The following is a 22,084-nucleotide window of genomic DNA, read 5'->3' on the forward strand; positions in this document are numbered from 1 at the left end:
GACGGCTCGGTCGCACTCGACCTGCTGACAAACGACACCGACCTGGATGGCGACAAGCTGTCGGTCAAGTCGATCAACAATGTTGAACTGACTGGCGAAGCACAGACCATCGCGGTTGCTAACGGCGTGGTGAAAGTGACCGCCGAGGGCGGGATCAGCTTCGAGCCTGCGGAGAACTTCAACGGCGAAGTAACCATCAGCTACGAAATCAACGACGGCCAGGGCGCCACCGACGCGGCCATCGCGACAGTCACGGTGACTCCGGTCAACGACGCGCCTGTGGCGAATGACGATACCAAACTGAGCACCGAAGAAGACACGCCGCTGACCATCGATGTGCTGGACAACGATACCGACGTCGATGGCGACACCCTGAACATCACGAAAGCGACCGTCCCTGCCGAGCAAGGCACCGTGGCCATCGACGGCGGCAAGCTGGTGTTCACGCCGGACGAGAACTTCCACGGCACCGCCACCATCAGCTACGACATCAGCGACGGCCAGGGCGGCACCGACAGCGCCACCGCGATAATGGAAGTGACCCCGGCCAACGACGCGCCAGAAGCTGAAGACTTCACGATTTCACCTACGGATGGAACGCCTGTTGGGGTTGTCTTTAATTCGGATGATTCAGCTAAAGATCATATCTCTGATGTGGATGATGGCGATGACGCTCAGCTGAAAATTATTATCACCGACTTACCAGATAATGGAACTTTGTTTTATACCTATACCGATTCTGACAATAAGGTTCAGGTTCGTGAAGTAACTGATGATGACTTGAATAACACCGAATTTGAAGCAGACTCGATTACTTACCAAGCTTCTGAGGAAATCTCAGGTTCACCATTCTTACTGGGTGTTAAAGACGCGCCTTCTGATGATACCGGACCATCAACAACCGATTTCTATAATTGGGGAGAGCCAGTCGGAACCGATGGTCTGGTTCGTCAGATGACATTAGTGAATGGAGATGTAATTACTATTTCCTCTAATAGCGAAGAATTAGCTCAGTATCGCGGCGGCAATAATACTGCCCACATTGGTCATGGTATCGGTGATAGCGATGGTTCGGGTATAGAACCTGGCGAACTAATCACAATTGATTTCAGCCAGAACCCGGTTGCAAATGTTAAAGTCGGCCTTGATGGATTAGGTGGTTTATTCGAAGCTGGCGACAATAATGCGGCTCTTATTATCGTTCATTACGCCGATGGTTCGTCAGAAAAAATTGAATATCAAAAACCAGCAGATTCATCTGGAGATACTGGCGTATTCCAAGAACTTGAAATACCCGGTAACGGTAAACAGATAGTATCATTAGATTTTTCTACTAAGTCTGAAGGTAACTGGGAACTACGCTATGTTGAAGGCACTCCGGCATCAGATGAATTTAAATATAAAGCAGTCGATCCTGACGGGCTAGAAAGTGAAGAGGCTACGGTCAGTATTGATTCATCTCAACTCGATCTAGAACCAGTAGTACCAGCAGGGAAAGTCGACCTTGGGACAAGTAGTGAAGATGACGTTGTTGCGCTTAATCTGGAACAGTTACTTTCTGGTTCGTATGATCCTGAAGGAAATGAACTGAAAATCTCTGACTTAACTGTTGATGCCACCTTTGGCACAGTTGAAGTGGTTAAAGACAGTAACGGGCATGTTATTTCTGCGTACTTTACTCCTAAGGAGCATCAGTCTATCGACGAAGTCGTATTTAACTACGTGGTGACTGATGGTGTGAATAGTAGCAATGTCCAAGCAACTCTAGAAGTGGCTCCGGTCGCGGATGGTGTTCATGTATCAGCTGAGCTATCAACACTTTCGACCAATCCGGTACAAAGTATTTTGGATCTAGTCAAAAGTGAAATTGCTGGCCGTACGCCTACCGGGTCAAATAATGGTACGGGTAATGAAGATTACATAAAATCTCCGAATAATAACTGGGTAGAGAGTTATAGCGGCAATGATATTGTTGAGCATGGAGACGGTGATGTCTTACAAGTGCTCGCTGGCAGTGGCGATGATATCGTAATCGGCGGTGCAAGCAATATTGATTATCTAAAAGGCGAAGATGGTAACGATATCCTCATTGGCGGTATCGGCTCTTCATCTGTTACCTTACATGGTGACTCGGGGAATGATATTTTAATTTCACAAGACGCCTCTATTGCATCAACAAGTTATTATGGTGGCTCGGATACCGATACCGCTTATCTCCAAGGTTCAATATCAGATTATACATTTACAACCGATGGTTCCCCTGACTTCATGTTGACACATAGTTCATCGAATGGACGTCATGAATTTTATAGTATCGAAAATGTCTATTTTGATAATGGACACTACCAAGTCATTGATGGCGATTTAGTTAAAGTATCGGACCTATTCGAACTCAATATTGACGTTGACCTGATTGATATCGATGGTAGTGAAGTATTTACCGATATTATTATTTCGGGCCTGCCTGACGGTGGTAGCTTAAGCGTCGGTACAGTACTGGCCGACGGCACGTGGTCAATACCTAAAGAACAACTAGATACCGATGGCAAACTGACTGTCACTGTTGAAGCCCCTGTTAGCTCCAATGGAATAAAGCTGACCGTTACCGCTGGCTCTGAAGAAATTGACGAAAATGGACAGTCAGTTGGTGATGCTAAGTACAACGAAACAGATGTCGGTTTTATTGCTACACCGGCGAACCCTAACGGTGATAATACCGTGGAAGGCGGCCGTGGTGATGACGTATTACTTGGTGATACCGGCGGCGTTGTTGTTTCTGTCCAACCAGGACTTGATTACAATATCGCTCTCGTTATTGATACATCTGGCAGTATGGACTATTTCATCAAAGACATTGATGGAAAGTACATTCAAAACGACGATGGTTCGTATATGCGCCGTATTGATATGGTCAAGGAATCGTTAACGAGTCTGGTAGAAGACTTAGCGGACCATGACGGTACTATCAATATCAAATTGATTGATTTTCATTCTGACAACTATTTAGATCCGGCTCCTCAAGTCATTAATTTGAATTCGACAAATCTTCCAGATTTAATCGCTCAAATTGACTCACTTTACGCAGATGGCGGGACAGATTATAAACCCGCACTTGAAGAAGCAATCTCTTGGTTTAATTCTGATAAGTTAAATAATAATGCTGAAAACCTTACCTTCTTCCTGACGGATGGCGAACCCCATCCGAGTACACTAGAGGATTCTTTAACAACATTTAGTCAACTCAGTAGTAATAGTAAAGTGATGGCTGTTGGCATCGGTGGCGATATCTCTGATAACTTATTGAAATTTTTCGATAATACAGATATTACTAATTTGGAAATTGTAGAAGGATTAATAACATCCGAAACGGTAACGGAATACAACCACGGAATTTTTGGTTCGCAGACAAGCTCAACTTGGTACGGTGAAGTTTATACGACAGGTCGTGATCTAATACTCAAAGATTATGGTAGTGGTATACCGGTGAAATACCAATCTTCGTCAATATCAGTCGATGCAGGAGAAAGCGTAAACTTTGAATTTTCTATTAATGGCCCTGAATCAATGTCTTGGTCGCTGCATAATAATAACACTGGGAAAGTTGTTGATAGTGGCTACGGAAAAGGCACAATTACGACAGAGATGGTTCAGCAGGGAAATTATTATATAGAGTTCTCATTTGATTCAGTGAAAAAACATACTAGTTGGAGTTCTGTTGATTACATCCAACAAAATAATCTGACACTAGCACCGGCAGGCCAAGTAGAAATTGTCGATAGTCCTGAAGACCTTCATGCTGCTTTACAAGGCAGTAAATCAATATCTGAACTCGCAGATATGGGTAATGACATCGTTACCGGTAATGAAGGGAATGATATTCTATTCGGTGACTCCATCAATACCGATGAACTTCCGTGGAGCGTCGACGGGAACCCAGAACGTCCAGAAGGCTTAATTGATGGTTCTGGTATGTCAGCACTTGAAACATTCCTAACGCTGGAAAATGGTGTTGAACCTAATAGTGTTGAAATTTATGAATACATAAAAGCGCACCATGAAATATTTAACGTTGCTGGCGACACGCGTGGTGGCGACGACACATTAATCGGTGGGGCTGGCAACGATATTCTTTATGGCCAAGGCGGCAATGACGTTCTTGTCGGTGGCTCAGGTGACGACCTCTTATATGGTGGCCAAGGCCATGATACCTTTGCATGGGCTGCCGGTGATACGGGTACGGACACTATCTTTGGTTTCAATGTCAATGAAGATAAGCTCAATCTTAGCGATCTGCTGAAAGATGCAACAAATGATACGATTGACAATTTTATAACCATCACAACAAGCGATGAAATCACCCAAACCACAATCAATATTGATGTCGATAATAACGGTGAAATAGATCAGAAAATCGTTCTTGATGGCATTGATTCGTCAACACTTGAAAGCAAGATTGGTATCATCACTAATGGGCTGCTTACCCACGATGGTCAAAATCTGGTGCTGCATCCTACTGAAGCTTCACATGATATATCGGTGTTCCAGTCGATGCATATTGATCTTCCGGATGATACCCAATAGTAACGAATGAACAGACCTCGGGTGCTGGCCTTTCGGCCGCACCCTTTTGTTGCGTCTTTAAATGAAAGCGAGAAGTAGTAGTGACAGCAACAGCAACCGCTGAAAAAATAAAACCGCAGTGGAGTATTTCGCCTTCGGTGCAGACCACCGAGGACCCATTACTCGATTGCCTGGTGCTATTAACTGAACATTATGGCAACCCCTGCTCTGGTGATGCTTTAACGGCAGGCTTGCCGCTTTCTGGCGCGTGGTTATCCACCGATCTGTTGCCACAGGCGGCAGCAAGGGCAGGTTTAACGGCCAAGCTTATTCGTAAGCCGCTGGAGCAGATCTCCCCTATCCTTCTGCCTTGTGTGCTTTTGCTCAAAGACAAGAAAGCGTGCCTGTTGCGAGAGTTGGATCTCGCCAATAATAAAGCCGTGATCCAATTGCCCGAGAATGGTGGTGAAAGCGAGCTGGCACTTGAAGAGCTGGAAGCGCTCTATGTCGGCTACACCTTTTTGATCAAACAGCAATACCGCGGTGATCAGAGCGTTGATATCCACCAGCACAACCAGCAAGGCCATTGGTTGTGGCAGATGGTTAAAGATGCCAGCCCGATCTACCGCGATGCTTTGCTGGCATCAGTATTCGTGAACCTGTTTGCGCTGGTTTCACCGCTGTTCATGATGAATGTCTATGACAAAATTGTGCCGAACCTGGCATTCGAGTCATTGTGGGTACTGGCAAGCGGTGCCGCAATCGCGTTTACGTTTGATTTCATCATGCGCCATATGCGTAGCCATCTCATCGATATCGCCGGGAAAAAAATCGATATCATTGTCTCGAGCCGGCTATTTGCCAAAGCCATGGGCTTACCGCTGGAGAAAAAATCCCCTAGCGTTGGTGCAATGGCAAAACAGCTGAGTGAATTTGACAGTGTGCGCGAGATGCTCACGTCAGCCACGATTACTACCCTTGTCGACCTGCCGTTCGCCCTGCTCTTTCTTACGATTATCTATCTCGTTGCTGGCGATCTGGCTATCGTTCCCCTTGTTGCCGGAATGATTATTATCGGTTATACCCTCTTCATTCAACCGCGATTAAAAGCCGCCGTTGAAGAAAGTAATAAATATGCCAGCCTCAAACATGGCCACCTGATCGAAAGCCTGGCAGCCATGGAAGCCATCAAATCTAACGTCGCAGAAGGTATTGTACAGCGTACCTGGCAACAGATGATTTCCCACACGGCTAACTGGCAATTAAAGGTAAAGAAGATTTCAAATTCAGTCTCTTACCTGGCAACCTTTATTACCCAGCTCACCGCCATTGCGGTAGTGATCCTCGGGGTTTACCGGGTTGCCGACAATGCCATTTCAATGGGTGGGATCATCGCCGCCGTTATGCTATCAAGCAGGGTCGTTTCCCCCATGGCCCAGCTGGCCGGCCTGCTAACCCGTGGCAACCAGACCATGAGTGCGTTGCGTCAGCTCGACACCATCATGAATGAAGAGGATGAGTTTGCCGACAAGGGCCACCTGATCAGCCGCAAACGACTGACCGGCCACATTCAGGCAGACAATATTAACTTTGCCTACCCCAACACAGAAAAACCCGCTTTGTATCCGATGTCACTGACGTTTAAGGCCGGTGAAAAAGTCGCGATTATCGGCAAAAACGGATCCGGTAAAACCTCAATCGCCAAGCTCATGGCAGGCTTATATCAGCCCGGCCAGGGCAGCCTGCGTTTCGATGGTATCGACAGCAAGCAGATCCACCCTGCCGATTTACGCCGAAATATTGGTTACCTGCCGCAAGATATCACCCTGTTTCACGGCACCATTCGCGACAACATCATGTTTGGCACCCGTCAGGTCACCGAGCACCAGCTGATCCGTGCGGTTCAATTATCCGGCGTGGCGCTGTTTACCGCGCAAGATTCTGAAGGGCTTGATAAACAGGTTGGCGAAAGAGGGGAAGCACTCTCTCGTGGCCAACGCCAGTCAGTAGCACTCGCTCGCGCTATTTTAAACGACCCCCCGATCCTGCTGATGGATGAACCGACCGCCAGCATGGATGCCTATGCCGAGAAACAGTTCATCCATGCCATGGACAGGGCTGGTCGCGATCGCACTCTCATCTTAATTACCCATAAAATGTCTCTGCTGCAATTGGTTGATCGTATCGTAGTGATTGAACGGGGACAGATCTTACTGAATGGAAAAAGGGATGATGTACTGAAAAAGCTCAGTGCCGGAGTGAATACCGGAGGTAGCAATGAATAAGTCATCAGTTCCAGCAGAGCTGGATATGACGGATGACGTCTACGGCGCCATGATGATCGATTCACCATTGGGCCACCGCTTGTTAATCCGAGTGATTGCGGTGATGGTCGTTTCATTTCTGGTCTGGTCATTCTTTGCCCAGCTTGATCTGGTCACCCGCGGTAGCGGCAAAGTGATCCCCTCCTCACAGATCCAGGTTATCCAAAGCCTAGATGGCGGAATATTGCAAGCCATGTATGTCAAAGAAGGCATGATGGTCAACCAGGGGCAACCACTGGCACGTATCGATGATACCCGCTTTCGCTCCGATCTTGCCCAGCAGGAAGAAGAAGAAGACAGCTTGCGAGCCAATATCATACGGCTTCAGCATGAACTCGCCAGCATCGAGATCTCATCACGGGCAACAGAGTGGCGCCAGCAGGTAAGGGTGATCCCCCAGCCGCTGATCTTTCCGGCCGATCTCACCAGAGGCGACCCAAAAATACTGGCGCGTCAGAAAGCCGAATATAGCGGCCGTCTTGATGGCCTGATCAACCAGTTAGAGATTCTGTCCAGACAAATTCTGCAAAAACAACAAGAAAGCCAGGATCTGACCTCCAAGATAAAAACCTTGAAAAGCAGCCTGCAACTTATCACCCGCGAATTGGAGATGACTCGCCCGCTTGCTAAAAAAGGCATCGTTTCAGCAGTCGACATGCTCAAGCTTGAGCGTGAGGTCAACGACATAAAAGGCGAGTTGTCATCACTTTACCTGATGAAGCCAAAAGTCAAAGCAGCATCTGATGAAAGTATTCTGAAACGCCGAGAAGCGGTATTAACCTATAACAAGGAAGTACGGGCCGAGATGAATGAGCTTGATAGCCGTCTGGCTCGCCTGACAGAAGCCCAGGTCGGCGCTCAGGATAAAGTCGATAAGGCGGTGATAAGCTCACCGGTTAACGGCACGATAAAAACAATACACCTCAATACGTTAGGCGGCGTTGTTCAACCTGGCGTAGACATTATCGAGATAGTGCCAACTGAAGATCAACTGCTTATCGAGGCAAAGATTGCGCCGAAAGATATCGCTTTTCTTCACCCCGGCTTACCCGCCGTGGTTAAAGTCACCGCTTATGACTTCACCCGCTATGGCGGCCTTGACGGTACCGTCGAACACATTAGTGCCGATACCACTCAAGATAAAGAAGGCAACAGCTTTTATCTGGTCCGTATTCGCACTGAGGTTTCAAATTTAGTCAAAAAAGATGGCACGACCATGCCAATTATTCCGGGCATGTTGACTTCGGTCGACATCATCACAGGTAAACGCACGGTTCTTGAATATATTCTCAATCCGCTATTAAGAGCTAGGGACACCGCGCTGAGAGAGCGCTAAATAATAATGATAATGGAGAAAAATCAATGAGACACCATGTTCGCCAGGCGCTAAGGAAAAGCATGACAGCTCTGGTCGTGGCATCTGTACTATTACCGGCCTCAGCCCTCGCTCAGACTCTCGAGCAGGCCGTCGCGTATACGTTAGATACCCACCCGGAAATTCGGCAGGCTTTCAACCGTTTCAAAGGCAGTGAAGAGCAAGTTAACCAGGCCTTTACCGGTTACTTACCAACGGTAGATCTCACGGCAGGTTATGGCTGGGAGCAGACCGACAGCCCTTCAACCCGTCGTCAGGCACAAACTTCTGATGATGATGACAAGATTGATCTTGACCGTCGTGAACTGGGGATCAGCCTGAAACAAATTCTGTTTGATGGCTTCTTTACCAGTAGTGAAGTCGGCCGTTTTAGTAATGAAGCCAGCTCTGAGCAGTGGCGGTTATTCAGCACAGCTGAAGACACCGCGCTAGAAGTCACCAAAGTCTATCTCAACTACATGCAGGCTCAGGAAGTCGTTAAGCTGTCGGAAAAAAACTTGGCTAATCACCAGGAAATTTACGAACAGATCAAAGAAAAAACCGAATCAGGATTGGGGTCAATCGCGGATCTTTCACAAATAAAAGGCCGCTTAGCTCGGGCGAAATCGAACCTCGTCTCAGCGAAAAACAACCTGTTTGATAGCAGAAGTCAGTATCAGAAAGTCGTCAACCGTACGCCCGATGATGTGATTTTGCCCATTCCGGACGCAGTGATGATCCCTGCCAGCCTGGATGAAGCGCTCAAATGGGCGCAAGAAAGTCATCCAACCCTTAAAGCCGCTAATCGTGATATTCAAGCCGCAAAATATGAGCGCAAGTCGGCGAAATCGAACTATTACCCGCAGGTCAGTCTTGAACTCTCCGGAAACTGGGATGAAAACGTAGATGGCGTCGATGGCAGCGGCATAACCTCAGATGTCGGTGGTGAAAGCAATGAACTACAGGCCATGGTAAGGCTGAGATATAACCTGTTTTCTGGCGGAAAAGATCAGGCCAGAGACAGAGAAGCCTCCTATAAACTCGGAGAAGCCACTGAACTGCGTCAGCGTGCCTATCGCGATATTGTTGAAGGCACTACCCTGGCCTGGAATGCCCGCACCTTTGTTAATGAACAAAAGCTATATCTCCGCGAACATGTCGTTGCAGCAAAAGAAACGCAACAATCTTATACGCAACAATTTAAGATTGGCCAACGAACATTACTTGACTTACTTGATTCAGAAAATGAGCTATTTGAAGCCCGTAAAGACTACCTTAGCGCCGAATTCGATGAAATCACGGCCCAGTACCGGATCCTCAATGCGACGGGTCAGCTACTCGGTGCACTTCGGGTCACCACGCCTGAAAGCTGGCTTGGCGAAAATCAATATGAAGGAGGGGTACGCCAATGAATGGGTCTAAGCCAATAAACATGTGTCTTGCCGTTATCGCCGCACTGCTGCTTGCCGGATGTGCCAATAATGACATTATCGCGATGGATACCCCGACCGAACAGGTTCATGACTTGCAAGATATCGATCGTGACGGGGTGATCAAAGCCAGAGAAATGTGTGCAGAAACCTTAAATGGTGCCCAGGTAAACAATGATGGCTGCAGTAAAGTCAAAGCTATTGCAGAGCGACGTGAACTAAATATTCTGTTTGCCAATAACTCGTCTTATGTTTCACCTCGTTACTACGGACAAATCGATATACTGGCAACGTTCATGCGTAGCTACCCGGATACTCAGGTTACCATTGAAGGGCACTGCAGTAAGATTGGATCTCATGAGAAAAACATGATTCTTTCTCAGCAACGGGCTGATGCCATTGCCGAAGCGCTTGTTGCAGAGTTCGGTATTGATCGCCAGCGGGTAAAAGCGGTCGGCTACGGCTTTACACGTCCGGTCGATCCCACCTTAAGTGAAGTGGCCCACCAGCGAAACCGCAGAGTCATTGCCGAAGTCACGGGAAGCAACAAGGCTACGGAAATGAGATGGGATATCTATACGGTCGATCAACAGCCAGAAGAATAAAATGTCGACTTATCCGGGCTTGCTGATAAAGCGGCCCGCCAATGACAATATTCATATGAGTCATTGATGCTTTTTTATCATTAACGCCAATACCTTGTAATAAGTATTACCGAATCATGCTGGTATCGAATGTATCCGAACCATGCGGCATACATTCTGAACTTGGAATCTTGTTTTATATGTCTATTTTTAAACAGTTTTACTCTCTGCTTCTGGGACTTTTTCTGTTAGTGGTTATCGGTCTCGGCTATATACAATTTACAGAGATCCGAGAGCTTCTAGCGCACCAGATAGACTCTGAGCTTAACAATACCAGCCAAACCTTAGCAGTTACTCTGGAACCAGCCTTAGAAGCCGGTGATTCAGATCGCGTTGAAACACTACTCCAGACTTTATTTACAAGAGGCAACTACCAGGAAATCACTTTAACCTGGGTGGTTGACGGCCACCAACAAAGCTGGAAAGACACCGATGCAAACGTTGGCGCCCCGGCTTGGTTTACGGATTTGGATCTCTTCACCGTACCAGAAGAAACCATCATGATCCGCTCCGGTTGGATGGATCTGGCTGAACTGAAAATGATGACTCGAACTGATGTGGCAAACACTCAGCTCTGGGAAATAGTCAGAAATAGCCTGATCATATTTTGCGGCCTATTTTTCTTGATTGCTCTACTCGCCCAGTTCACCCTAAGCCGTTTGTTACGTCCTCTCACTGCCATTGCATCCCATACTCGTCAAATTGCTGAGCATCAGTTTGATGCACCGTTACCGGTACCTAATATACAAGAGCTTCGCCCTGTTGTTACCGGGATCAACGACATGTCGAAACAACTCCAACAGAACTTTCTTATCCTCAATGAAGAGGTCATCACCTTGCGGGAAAATAACCTTATTGATAAGGTTTCAGCCCTGCCAAACCGCCAGTACTTCATTGATCGGATCAATAGCTGGATGGACGAACCGGGAACGGGGGCCATTTTTCTGGCTAAATTCGATTGGTTACAAGAACTGCATAATCAGCTTGGTTTTCAGATAAGGGATGACACCATTCACTTATTGTCGCAGACTCTTAAGCAGAAGCTAAACCAGACATCAAATACGGTCGTCGCCCGGATAACCGACTCTGAGTTTGCTTTCTTGTTCACCCAACAAGAACACCAGCAACTGCAAAAACAGCTGCATGTCCTGATCCAAACGATCAACCAGGAAACCAGTAAAGCGGGTTATCAGCCAAACCACGGTTTTGCCATTGGTATCAGTGAGCGCAGCAATCAAAATTCAGCCTCCGAGCTATTGGCCCAGGCCGATAATGCACTACAGCAAGCCATTCAGGGCAACACGGTTTATCACTGGTTCGAAAATCATCAACAACGGCTTTTCTCCAAAGCGCAGTGGCGTGACATATTAAATAACGCGCTTACCCACCAGCAATTCAGCTTTCGCTGGCAGCCTGTGCATTACCACCATGACGGCACCATTCTTCACCAGGAAATTTTCTGCCAGTTAAAACATGACCAACAACATATCGCTGCCAGACACTTTATGCCCCATATTGAAATGCTGGCACTAGGGGCAGCCTTAGATCGGTGTTTAATTGAGTCTCTGCATAAAAACGACATTCTAAAACAAAGCCAGACCCCGGTAGCGATTAACCTTACGGCGCACAGTATTACCGATCCTGACTTCCGGGATTGGCTGGCCAGTTATTTGGCTCGTTCACCGTATACAGGCAAACTTCTGTTTGAACTGCCTGAGTCGGCAATTTATGCCAATCAGCAGGCTTGTGAGCACCTGAGTGAAATATTCAAGACTACCGCTGCTCAATGGGGGATCGACCACTTTGGTCGCCAGCTAAGTTCGATGGACTATCTGCAGTCGCTGCACCCAAGCTATGTGAAGCTTGATCAGTCTTTTGCCGAAACCAAGGATAACCATCATAAAGGCGAGTTATGCCGGGCCCTGATCAATATCGCGAGAGGCATGGAGATTAATGTCATCCTGACAGGTATTCAGACCAGTGAGCAAGTTGATTATGCCACTACACTCAATACTTGTGCATATCAGGGTTTCATCGCCCCACCCGTCGATATTACTGAGCTAGAACAGGAATATCGCTAGTTTCTCGATTCGAGTACCTCGTTTCTTATTTCTTGCCCATAAACAAAAAAGCGCCTTTCGGCGCTTTTTTAGAAGACTGGATATCAGAAGATCATCTTTTAGAAAATCATGTACGTCATGATCAGCGCATCTTCACGCCCGTTGTCCGCTGGATAATAACCAACACGGCGATTAATTTCATTAAAGCCGATGGCTTCATACAATTGGTAGGCACGGGTATTACTGGCACGCACCTCCAGCCAGATCTCTTCGGCATTACGCGCTTGTAACGCCTCAATAAAACCTTCTAGCAATACCTTGCCATAACCTTTGCCCTGACAGGCCGGATCAATGGCAATATTCAATAAAGTCGCTTCACCTGCCACATTCTGGCCAAAGCAATAGCCAATCACCTTCGTATCGGCCAGTAAGACAAAGTTAGCGGCAATTTTGTTGGGGGGGGTACGAATTAACGATTCAGCCCATGGAAAGGCGTGAGCCGCCTGTTCAATGCGCCAGACATCATCATGGTGCTGTGGTTCGAGAGGTACAATTTTATGTGTCATATGAACAAATCTGCTGCCATAAGGCTTTTTTAGTCGCCGGGTTAGAGTGCATTGCTTTTAACGAACAAGATGTCAGTACCTGGCAACCTGCCGGGTGTACACCCTGACAGCCTGCAAACCAACACCAGACTAAATGGTGCTCTCCCACTTGCTCCAAGGCTTCAAGTGGTAAAGCCAGAGCCTGCGCTGGTGTCAGCTTCATGCTGCTCAGAATGCGGCCAAACAGCCAGCTATCGTGTTCATCCAGTTCGTCGGGCGTAATGAACAGCAATTTGCAACTTTCGGGCAGATCAATGACCGGTATTTGCATCTCAGGAAAAAGTTCAGGTTTTCGCACCTGCCAGTAGGTTAGCCCCATTTCCTGCAAGACCTGAATATCACGCTGCTTCATTCAATTCCCGTCGTAAATTGTGTTATATCAATTGGTATTACCATCCGGATATTACAGTTCAGAGAACTCGGGGCAATACTCAACGACGCCTGATTTACCGGCTAAGGTATCCGGTATCAACTCCAACACCATGAACGCGTCTTCCGGTGCCGGCCAACTACACCGCAATCCGTGATCCGCCGCTTTTTCAAACCCGACTTGCGGGTAGTAATCACTGTGGCCGAGTACCACTATAACCGGATAATCAAACTCAATCAGGATGTTTTTCGCTTCTTCAATCAGGGCCTTACCTATCCCCTGACGCTGATACTGCGATTTTACTGCCAGTGGTGCCAAACCTTGCCAGCGGTCATCTTGTCCTTCAACCGTTACCGGGCTGAAGAACAGGTGACCAATCACTTCCCCTTCATCACTGCAGGCCACCAGCGATAATGTCCGACAGCTGTTTTCCCGTAGCTTCATCACCAGATTTGCTTCGGCTTCAGTCTCGAACACCTCTTTGAGCAATCGGTCTATAGGAAGAATATCTGCTGGCGCTTCGGTTCTAATGAGCATTAATGACCTCTTTATCAACATCTGCGTCCTGCATCCCTTTCTGGATGAAATCGGCTGATTGCTGTAATAAATATTTAAGGGGTGCCGGCAATGAATCCAGATCAATACTATCCATCAGGTTTTTCACTTCCAGTCCCAGTTCGGTATCTCCTTCGATACGAAGACGACGTTGGAAAAACAACGTATCCGGATCTTCTTTGCGTGCAACTATCAGCACTAAGTCATTACACTCACCACTGAAGCTTACATCTTCCTGCTCAACCTGATCAGATACAACCAGTTTGTCATCCTGATAACTAATATACCAGTGCAGCCCCAGATCTCTGACTTCGACTTTTAGCCAGCGCTCATCGAGAAATTCAAAATCACCATCTTCGAGGGCTTCTTTGAAAACCAGCGTTAAGCCTTCTAACATCATTTTCTTCTGAATCGTAAATGGCGTCAGTTTCGCCGGAATACGCAGTAACGCCGGGCCGTGTTGAACCATGTGCTTTCGAAGTTGGGCTATCACTGTTGGTCTTTTCCTATCATTATCGCATTTAATACCTGATTGTATGGCAACCGAGGCAAGCGGTTTTATGCCTTGAGTCAAAAAAAACGTTTCTCTCGACGCAAAGTTTGGAATTATGCCTTGCTCACGGGTTATATTAAAGAGCGCGGCGGAGGAATTACCACAATCGAATTCTATCGCCACAATTCTATCGCTGTTCAACTGACGGCTAGTTTGCCCAACAACAAAGAGAAAGCGCAAAGTCTATCGATATCAATGTGCTTTTTCTCTGTGAAGATTGGACGAAACAGCAATAAGATAAATGGTTACACTTAACCCGCATACGGAATACGGTGCTTTAATGCCGACAGAGCAACTCAATTACTGGTTCCCTCTGCTCACAGACAACAGTCCGTTTCTGTTTGCAGTGCTAGACCAAGATCATAACTACCTGGTGGTAAATAATCGCTATTGTGAAGTCAGCGGTCTTCGACGTGACGAGCTGGTCGGGCGCAACGACAAAGAAATCCTTGGTCAGGCCTACTATAACTCGTTACGCCCCTATTATGAGCGCGCATTCAGTGGCGAGTCCGTAGAAGGCGAAGTGGTGTTAGATGACAACCGTCACGACACCAGCATGCATTTCAGCATTTCTCCTCTGCGTAATCGCTCAGACGATATTCAGCATATTGTTCTGCACTCTGCCGACACCTCTGAGCGACAGATACTGGTCAATACCCTAGAAGAACTCGAAAATCAGCTGTACCAGCTTAACGAGCTGATCGCTGATGGTATCTGCATTATCGAAAGCAGTACGATTATTACCGCTAACGCAGCCGCTGCAACCCTGTTGGGGTTTGAGTCATCAAAAGAATTATTAGGTGAAGATCTCGGCCGCCTGCTGATTGACAGCCATAGCCAGCGTATTTTAGGTGAACAGTTACACCAGCAGCCAAAAAATGGACCGCGAAAATGCCATACCAGCCCGCGCTGCTGCAGCGAACGCCCACTACTGGTGTCGACCTCCGACATCACTTTGCTTGGCTCACCCGCCACTATTGTCATGCTGAAAGATGCTTCTGAACACATCGTTCAGCAAGGTCAGATCGAACACCTGGTTCATACCGATCCACTGACCGGTCTCTATAATCGCCATGGTTTCAGCCGCCGGTTAGAACAGCTGATTGCCCATGAAACGCCGTTGGTGATGCTGTATTTGGACATTGATAACTTCAAGAATATCAATGATTCTCTAGGCCACCATATTGGTGACCGGGTGCTGCAGGAAATCTCCCAGCGCCTGCGCCGTTTATTACCGGAAAATGCTATTCTCGGCCACTTGGGCGGTGATGAGTTCGGTGTGTTAATTCCGGATCCTGAACATGACCGTACCGGCGATTTGATTTCTGATCAGATCATCGCGTTGGTCAACCAGCCGTTTGACCTTCATCATTTCAGTAAACACCTTGCCTGCTCTATCGGCATGGTCACCTCTCCCGGCAACGGCAGCGATGCCCGACTCCTGCTGCAAAATGCTGATACGGCGATGTATGAAGCAAAGAACCGGGGTCGAAACCGCTTAGTCAAGTTCAGCGAAGCCATGAATAAAGAAGCCAGAATGCGTTTATGGCTGGAAATTGAACTACAAAAAGCATTACAAAACAACAAACTAGAAGTCTGGTATCAACCTAAAGTCAATGCCCGGGATTTTGCTATCGACGGCGCGGAAGCGCTTGTGCGCTGGAAGCACCCGGTTGAAGGCTATATCAGCCCAGCCCAGTTCATTCCGGTCGCTGAACGCTCCGGTTTGATCGAACAGGTAGGCCGGGTGGTGATGCGAGAAGTCTTTACAACGGTACGCCGCTGGAAACAGCAAGGGATCTTACCGGGCCGGGTCGCCATCAACTTATCTCCGCAGCAGTTTGGTAATCCTAACTTAATTACCTTTGTCGAGAAGCTGCAAAAAAGTATTGGCGTCAATCCCAATGATATTACCTTCGAGCTAACAGAAAGCGCGGTAATGAGTGACGGTGAGCACACCATCCAGATGCTCAATGGAATAAAGAAGCTCGGGTTCGCCCTCTCTATTGATGATTTCGGTACCGGATACTCCTCACTTTCTTATCTGGCTCGATTCCCATTGGATGAACTCAAAATCGACCGGGCTTTTATCAATGATATCGATACTGTGCCAAAACAGATCACCCTGATAGAAAACATCATCAGCCTGGGTAAGGCTCTAAACATGAGTATTGTTGCAGAAGGGGTCGAAACCCATCAGCAGGCAACGCTATTATCGAACCTGAACTGTGACTATATCCAGGGTTTCCACTTCTACCGCCCGTTACCGAAAAACGAACTGGAAGCGATTTTGGTGAAGAACAGCCGCCGAAAGGATTAGTGAGATATAGTTCATAAAAAATTCGTCCTAAATCTACCAAACCTGCCCAAAGTCAAAACAAGGGGGCAACAAGCCCCCTACTATTTGTTCCACTACTTTCCATTCCACACCGGTAGAAAAATATATGGAGCTACTTTGCCCCGCAGGTAACCTTCCAGCGTTAAAGACTGCGATTGATAACGGTGCAGATGCGGTGTACATCGGCTTTAAAGATGACACCAATGCCCGCCATTTTGCAGGCCTTAACTTCACGGGTCGTAAACTCGAAAAAGCCGTACAGTATGTTAAAGATCACAATCGCAAATTGCATGTTGCTCTGAACACTTTTGCTCACCCTGACGGTTTCAACCGCTGGAGCCAGGCTGTCGACAATGCCGCAGACATGGGAGTTGATGCGTTAATTGTGGCCGATATCGCCGTGCTGGAGTACGCCGCGACAAAATATCCGGATCTGGAACTGCATTTATCCGTACAGGCTTCCGCAACTAATACGGCCGCCATTGATTTTTACCAGCAAAATTTTAATGTGAAACGAGTGGTTCTGCCGCGCGTATTATCCATTCACCAGGTTAAGCAGTTAGCCCGTAATACCGATATGCAGCTCGAAGTGTTTGCCTTTGGCAGCCTGTGCATTATGTCGGAAGGACGCTGCTACCTGTCATCGTACATGACGGGTGAATCACCAAACACGGTGGGTGCCTGCTCACCGGCTAAATATGTCCGCTGGCAAGAGACGTCTCAGGGGCTGGAATCTCGCCTTAATAATGTGCTAATTGATCGCTATAAAGAAGGCGAAAATGCCGGTTATCCAACCCTCTGCAAAGGCCGTTTTGATGTCAGCATAGAAGGTGAGAATAAACGCTATCATGCGTTGGAAGAGCCAACCAGTTTGAACACCTTGGAAATATTGCCTGAACTGTTTGCAGCCAATATAGCATCAGTCAAAATAGAAGGTCGCCAACGTAGTCCGGCTTATGTCGAGCAGGTGACAAAAACGTGGCGTGCCGCCATTGACCATTACCTGGCAGACCCTGAAGGCTATCAAGTCGCTCCCGCCTGGAACGCCTGTCTGGGTAATGTCTCTGAAGGCAAACAAACGACTCTTGGTGCTTATCACCGTAAATGGCAATAAAAGGAGCAAATAATGCAATATTCACTGGGTCCTCTGCTCTACTTCTGGCCAAAAACAGATGTCGAGGCGTTTTATCAGCAAGCCAAAGATGCCAATAGCGATATCATCTATTTAGGTGAAACTGTGTGCTCCAAGCGCCGTGAAATGAAACCGGCTGACTGGTTTGAAATTGCTAAAGATATTTCAGCAACCGGTAAACAAGCCGTGTTGTCGACCATGGCATTGCTGGAGGCCCCGAGCGAAGTCAATGTGATGAAAAAGTACATTGATAATGGTGACTTCATTGTTGAAGCCAACGATGTTTCGGGTATTCAGCTCGCCCATGAAAAAGGAGTTCCTTTTGTCGTTGGCCCGGCAGTTAACTGTTACAACGCCCAGACCCTGAACCTGTTCTTGAAAAAAGGGATGGTGCGCTGGTGCATGCCGGTAGAGCTGTCTCGCGAATGGCTGCAGAACGTCATGACTGATTGCGAAAAATTGGGGATCTACGGCCAGTTTGAAACCGAAGTGTTCAGCCATGGCTACCTGCCATTAGCCTATTCCGCCCGCTGCTTTACAGCCCGTGCTGAAGACAAAGCAAAAGATGAATGTGAAACGTGCTGTGTTAAATACCCCAACGGTATTACTGTCAACAGCCAGGAAACACAAAAAGTATTCACCCTCAATGGTATTCAGACCCAGTCAGGATACTGCTATAACCTGATCAATGATCTGAAAGGGATGCAAGGGTTAGTTGATGTCGTGCGTTTGAGCCCGCTCAGTATTGATACCTTAGGGTTAATCGATACCTTCCGCAGCAATGAAGAAAGTACTATTCGTCATCCGCTGGAGGATGGCCACCATTGTAATGGTTACTGGCATAACCTGGCAGGCATGAACATCGAACAGCTGAACTGAACAAGTTAATCCAACATAGTATAAAGAGAAAAAAGCCGCGAACATCGCGGCTTTTCAGTCTGTTTCGGTCCGTAATTATTCTGCTTCTGGCGATCTGTTTTGCACTTCATACAGTGACTTCACCCGGCTAAGCTCAAGCAAGGCAAAACGGTGCTCGACAAATTCGTACACATTGCCTGCCAGCGTTAATTTATACAGCATGATAGCGGCAGGGTAATCACCTTGCAGCTGATAAGCCTTGGCAAGGTAGAAATAACCTTCCGTTAAGCGCTCTGCCAGCTGATCATTATCTTCGCTTTCTACGGCAATTTGAGTTAAGAATTGGGACTCGGTAATTTCACCCAGGTACAAACGTACAATCTGCCACCCCCAATTTTCTTTATCACTCGCATCAAAGCGCCGTTTTAGCTTGTCCAACGCCGCTTCTGGTGTCCGTTCCCAGTCCAGAATATATAGCCAGATCACCCGGTAAGGATCATTCAGATCCTGATGGTAATGGGCAAGAAGATCTTCATGCGCCAGATCCAGTCGACCGCCATAATACAGGGCAATACCACGGTTACGCTGAGCAAACGGGTGCTGAACATTGAGCTCAAGGGTCGAATCAAAGGCTTCGTACGCTGCATCGAAGTGGGCACTTTGAGTAAAATACACACCCAGAATATTGAACACATCTGGCTGGTTCGCTTTCAGTGATAACGACTGATTAAAATCCAGGCGGGCTAAATCACGCAGGCCCAGACTGTCATTCAGCAAACCACGTTCATAATACATTTGCGCAACTGTCGCTTTATCCAGATCATTACGCTTTAACAGCTGATCAATGCGCGCTAACTGAATTTGTTGCTGTATCGTCGGCTGAAGTGGCACCGCCATCGGTGGGTGAGTCCAATTCGATTGAGATGATGCGGTGCAGCCCGTTAACATCATCAGCGCCGCAAGACATGCGAGCTTTAATCTGTTTGCTATCAATGCCGTTCTCCCTGACATACAAAAACCATTCATCTCTTTCCACAGCTATAAAAAAAGGGGCTTATTAGCCCCTTTATAACATGCTTTAAGAAGAAAGACTTAGCCTTGTGGCTGCTCGTCTTGAGCTGGCGCAGGATTCTGCTCAGCTTGTGCTTCTTTCATGCTTAGGCGAATACGGCCCTGACGGTCGATCTCCAGAACTTTAACCTTAACTTCCTGGCCTAGCTCTAGGTGGTCTGCCACTTTCTCTACACGCTCCTGAGAGATTTGAGAAATATGTACCAGACCTTCTTTGGCACCGATAACAGAAACAAAGGCACCAAAGTCAACTACACGCATTACTTTACCAGTATAGATGCGACCAACTTCAACGTCAGCTGTGATTTCTTCGATACGGCGAATTGCTTCTTTAGCCGCCTTGCCTTCAGTTGCGGCAATCTTGATTGTACCGTCATCTTCGATTTCGATAGTTGTGCCAGTTTCTTCAGTCAGCTGACGAATAACTGCACCACCTTTACCGATAACATCTTTGATCTTGTCAGAGTTGATCTTCATCGTATAGATACGAGGAGCAAACTCAGAAATCTCGTCACGGTGAGTGCCGATTGCATCGTCCATCACGCTAAGGATGTGCTTACGCGCACCTTTGGCCTGGTTCAGAGCGATCTGCATGATCTCTTTCGTGATACCTTCGATTTTGATATCCATCTGCAATGCAGTGATACCGTCGTCAGTACCCGCCACTTTAAAGTCCATGTCACCCAGATGATCTTCGTCACCAAGAATGTCAGAAAGAACAACAAAGTCATCGCCTTCTTTAACCAGACCCATTGCGATACCCGCAACAGACGCTTTGATTGGCACACCAGCATCCATCAGTGCCAGAGACGTACCACAGACAGAAGCCATTGAAGATGAACCGTTAGATTCTGTGATTTCCGATACAACACGTACTGTGTATGGGAATTCTTCAACCGAAGGCATTACTGCAGCAATACCGCGCTTAGCCAGTTTACCGTGGCCAATTTCACGACGCTTAGGTGAACCAACAAAACCCGTTTCACCTACACAGTATGGAGGGAAGTTGTAGTGTAGAAGGAAGTGATCTTTCTTCTCACCCATGATGCTGTCAATAATTTGTGCGTCACGTTGTGTACCAAGCGTAGCAGTTACTAGTGCCTGAGTTTCACCACGTGTGAACAAAGAAGAACCGTGAGTACGGGGAAGAACACCAGTACGTACGTCTAGCGCACGAACCATGTCTTTTTCACGACCATCGATACGTGGGTTGCCCGCGATGATACGGCTACGCACAACGTTCTTCTCTAGAGAACTTAGCATGCCGCGGATTTCGCGCTCATCCAGTTCTTCGCTTTCACCAAGAAGTGCTTCAACAACGTCGTTCTTAATGGCACCAACTTCGTCGTAACGCGCCATTTTTTCAGTGATCTGGTATGCGTCAGCCAGACGAGTTTCAGCTTTATCCGCAACACGCGCTTTCAGTTCAGTGTTAACAACCGGTGCTGCCCAATCCCAAGCAGGAGTAGCAACTTCCGCCGCAAACTCATTGATTGCATCAATGACAACTTGCTGTTGGTCGTGACCGTAAACTACGGCCTGTAGCATTTGTTCTTCAGACAGGCGATCTGCTTCTGATTCAACCATCAGAACAGCGTCTTTAGTACCGGAAACAACAAGGTCTAGACGGCTTTCTTCCAGCTCAGTGTTGCTTGGGTTAAGAACAAGCTGATCATTGATGTAACCAACACGTGCCGCACCGATAGGACCATTGAATGGCAGGCCAGAAATCGCCAGTGCCGCAGACGTTGCGATCATCGTGATCATGTCTGGGTTTACATCTGGGTTTACAGAAACTACAGTCGCGATAACCTGAACTTCGTTTTTGAATGCATCAGGAAATAGCGGACGAATTGGACGGTCAATCAAACGGGCAGTCAGTGTTTCGCCTTCAGAAGGACGACCTTCACGCTTGAAGAAACCACCAGGGATTTTACCAGCAGCGTAAGTACGCTCTTGGTAGTTAACTGTTAGCGGGAAGAAGTCTTGGCCTTCAACCGCTTTTTTCTTGCCAACTACAGATACGAACACAGACGTATCGTCCATGCTAGCCATAACAGCGGCTGTCGCTTGACGCGCCATAACACCAGTTTCAAGGGTAACTGTGTGGTTACCGTACTGGAAAGTCTTTACGATAGGATTCACGTGAATTTCCTTAAATATTATCCGCTTTCTATTTGCGTCGTTAAGTATATCTGACACAAGGAAAAGCGTCATGTGATGAAACCCA

At 47.3% G+C, this 22,084-nt stretch carries 15 protein-coding genes; 9 read left to right on the forward strand and 6 right to left on the reverse strand.

What is annotated here, in order from left to right; translation table 11 throughout:
• The 6 genes from AC2204_RS13180 to AC2204_RS13205 all read left to right on the forward strand — a co-directional run.
• Positions 1 to 4,581 (forward strand): tandem-95 repeat protein (locus AC2204_RS13180; protein ID WP_318926100.1); only part of this gene is annotated, 4,581 nt, incomplete at its 5' end.
• Positions 4,582 to 4,661: 80 nt separating this feature from the next.
• On the forward strand, positions 4,662 to 6,845 hold the full coding sequence (locus AC2204_RS13185) for a type I secretion system permease/ATPase (RefSeq protein ID WP_318926101.1): 2,184 nt from the start codon (positions 4,662 to 4,664) through the stop codon (positions 6,843 to 6,845).
• Positions 6,838 to 8,220, forward strand: coding sequence for an HlyD family type I secretion periplasmic adaptor subunit (locus AC2204_RS13190; RefSeq protein ID WP_318926102.1), 1,383 nt, complete (start codon positions 6,838 to 6,840; stop codon positions 8,218 to 8,220). The genes AC2204_RS13185 and AC2204_RS13190 overlap by 8 nt, the downstream gene beginning before the upstream one ends.
• A gap of 26 nt (positions 8,221 to 8,246) precedes the next feature.
• Positions 8,247 to 9,650 carry a TolC family outer membrane protein gene (locus tag AC2204_RS13195; protein WP_413466700.1) on the forward strand — a complete coding sequence of 468 codons (1,404 nt, stop codon included), beginning with the start codon at positions 8,247 to 8,249 and terminating at the stop codon, positions 9,648 to 9,650.
• Positions 9,647 to 10,273, forward strand: coding sequence for an OmpA family protein (locus AC2204_RS13200; RefSeq protein WP_318926105.1), 627 nt, complete (start codon positions 9,647 to 9,649; stop codon positions 10,271 to 10,273). Before AC2204_RS13195 ends, AC2204_RS13200 begins: the two co-directional genes overlap by 4 nt.
• A 179-nt stretch (positions 10,274 to 10,452) precedes the next feature.
• Positions 10,453 to 12,393 (forward strand): bifunctional diguanylate cyclase/phosphodiesterase, encoded by a 1,941-nt coding sequence (locus tag AC2204_RS13205; protein WP_318926106.1) that lies wholly within the window; start codon positions 10,453 to 10,455, stop codon positions 12,391 to 12,393.
• A gap of 98 nt (positions 12,394 to 12,491) precedes the next feature.
• Here AC2204_RS13205 and rimI read toward each other — a convergent pair whose 3' ends face one another.
• Genes rimI through ubiT form a run of 4 tightly spaced genes read right to left on the reverse strand, consistent with a single transcriptional unit; the run spans position 12,492 to position 14,395 of the window.
• Positions 12,492 to 12,938 (reverse strand): ribosomal protein S18-alanine N-acetyltransferase, encoded by a 447-nt coding sequence (gene rimI, locus AC2204_RS13210; RefSeq protein ID WP_318926107.1) that lies wholly within the window; start codon positions 12,936 to 12,938, stop codon positions 12,492 to 12,494.
• A complete protein-coding gene (locus tag AC2204_RS13215) occupies positions 12,928 to 13,329 on the reverse strand; it encodes a DNA polymerase III subunit psi (RefSeq protein WP_318926108.1) in 402 nt (133 codons plus the stop codon). The genes rimI and AC2204_RS13215 overlap by 11 nt, the downstream gene beginning before the upstream one ends.
• 51 nt (positions 13,330 to 13,380) lie before the next feature.
• Positions 13,381 to 13,884, reverse strand: coding sequence for a GNAT family N-acetyltransferase (locus AC2204_RS13220; protein WP_318926109.1), 504 nt, complete (start codon positions 13,882 to 13,884; stop codon positions 13,381 to 13,383).
• Positions 13,874 to 14,395, reverse strand: coding sequence for a ubiquinone anaerobic biosynthesis accessory factor UbiT (gene ubiT, locus AC2204_RS13225; protein WP_318926110.1), 522 nt, complete (start codon positions 14,393 to 14,395; stop codon positions 13,874 to 13,876). Before ubiT ends, AC2204_RS13220 begins: the two co-directional genes overlap by 11 nt.
• Positions 14,396 to 14,735: 340 nt before the next feature.
• Here ubiT and AC2204_RS13230 point away from each other — a divergent pair, with 340 nt between their 5' ends.
• From AC2204_RS13230 to AC2204_RS13240, 3 genes are all read left to right on the forward strand, one after another.
• Complete coding sequence (locus tag AC2204_RS13230; RefSeq protein WP_318926255.1) at positions 14,736 to 16,775, forward strand: sensor domain-containing protein; 2,040 nt, start codon at positions 14,736 to 14,738, stop codon at positions 16,773 to 16,775.
• A 124-nt stretch (positions 16,776 to 16,899) separates the two neighbouring features.
• On the forward strand, positions 16,900 to 17,907 hold the full coding sequence (gene ubiU / locus AC2204_RS13235; RefSeq protein ID WP_318926111.1) for a ubiquinone anaerobic biosynthesis protein UbiU: 1,008 nt from the start codon (positions 16,900 to 16,902) through the stop codon (positions 17,905 to 17,907).
• Between the two features lie 12 nt (positions 17,908 to 17,919).
• Positions 17,920 to 18,804: a U32 family peptidase gene (locus AC2204_RS13240; RefSeq protein WP_318926113.1), complete on the forward strand. Its 885-nt coding sequence runs from the start codon at positions 17,920 to 17,922 to the stop codon at positions 18,802 to 18,804.
• 75 nt (positions 18,805 to 18,879) lie between these two features.
• Here the strand turns inward: AC2204_RS13240 and nlpI are convergent, their stop codons facing one another.
• On the reverse strand, positions 18,880 to 19,794 hold the full coding sequence (gene nlpI / locus AC2204_RS13245) for a lipoprotein NlpI (RefSeq protein ID WP_413466701.1): 915 nt from the start codon (positions 19,792 to 19,794) through the stop codon (positions 18,880 to 18,882).
• 81 nt (positions 19,795 to 19,875) lie between these two features.
• Positions 19,876 to 21,999, reverse strand: coding sequence for a polyribonucleotide nucleotidyltransferase (gene pnp / locus AC2204_RS13250; protein WP_413466702.1), 2,124 nt, complete (start codon positions 21,997 to 21,999; stop codon positions 19,876 to 19,878).
• Between the last annotated feature and the right edge of the window lie 85 nt (positions 22,000 to 22,084).

It is taken from the genome of Photobacterium sp. (assembly GCF_057456235.1).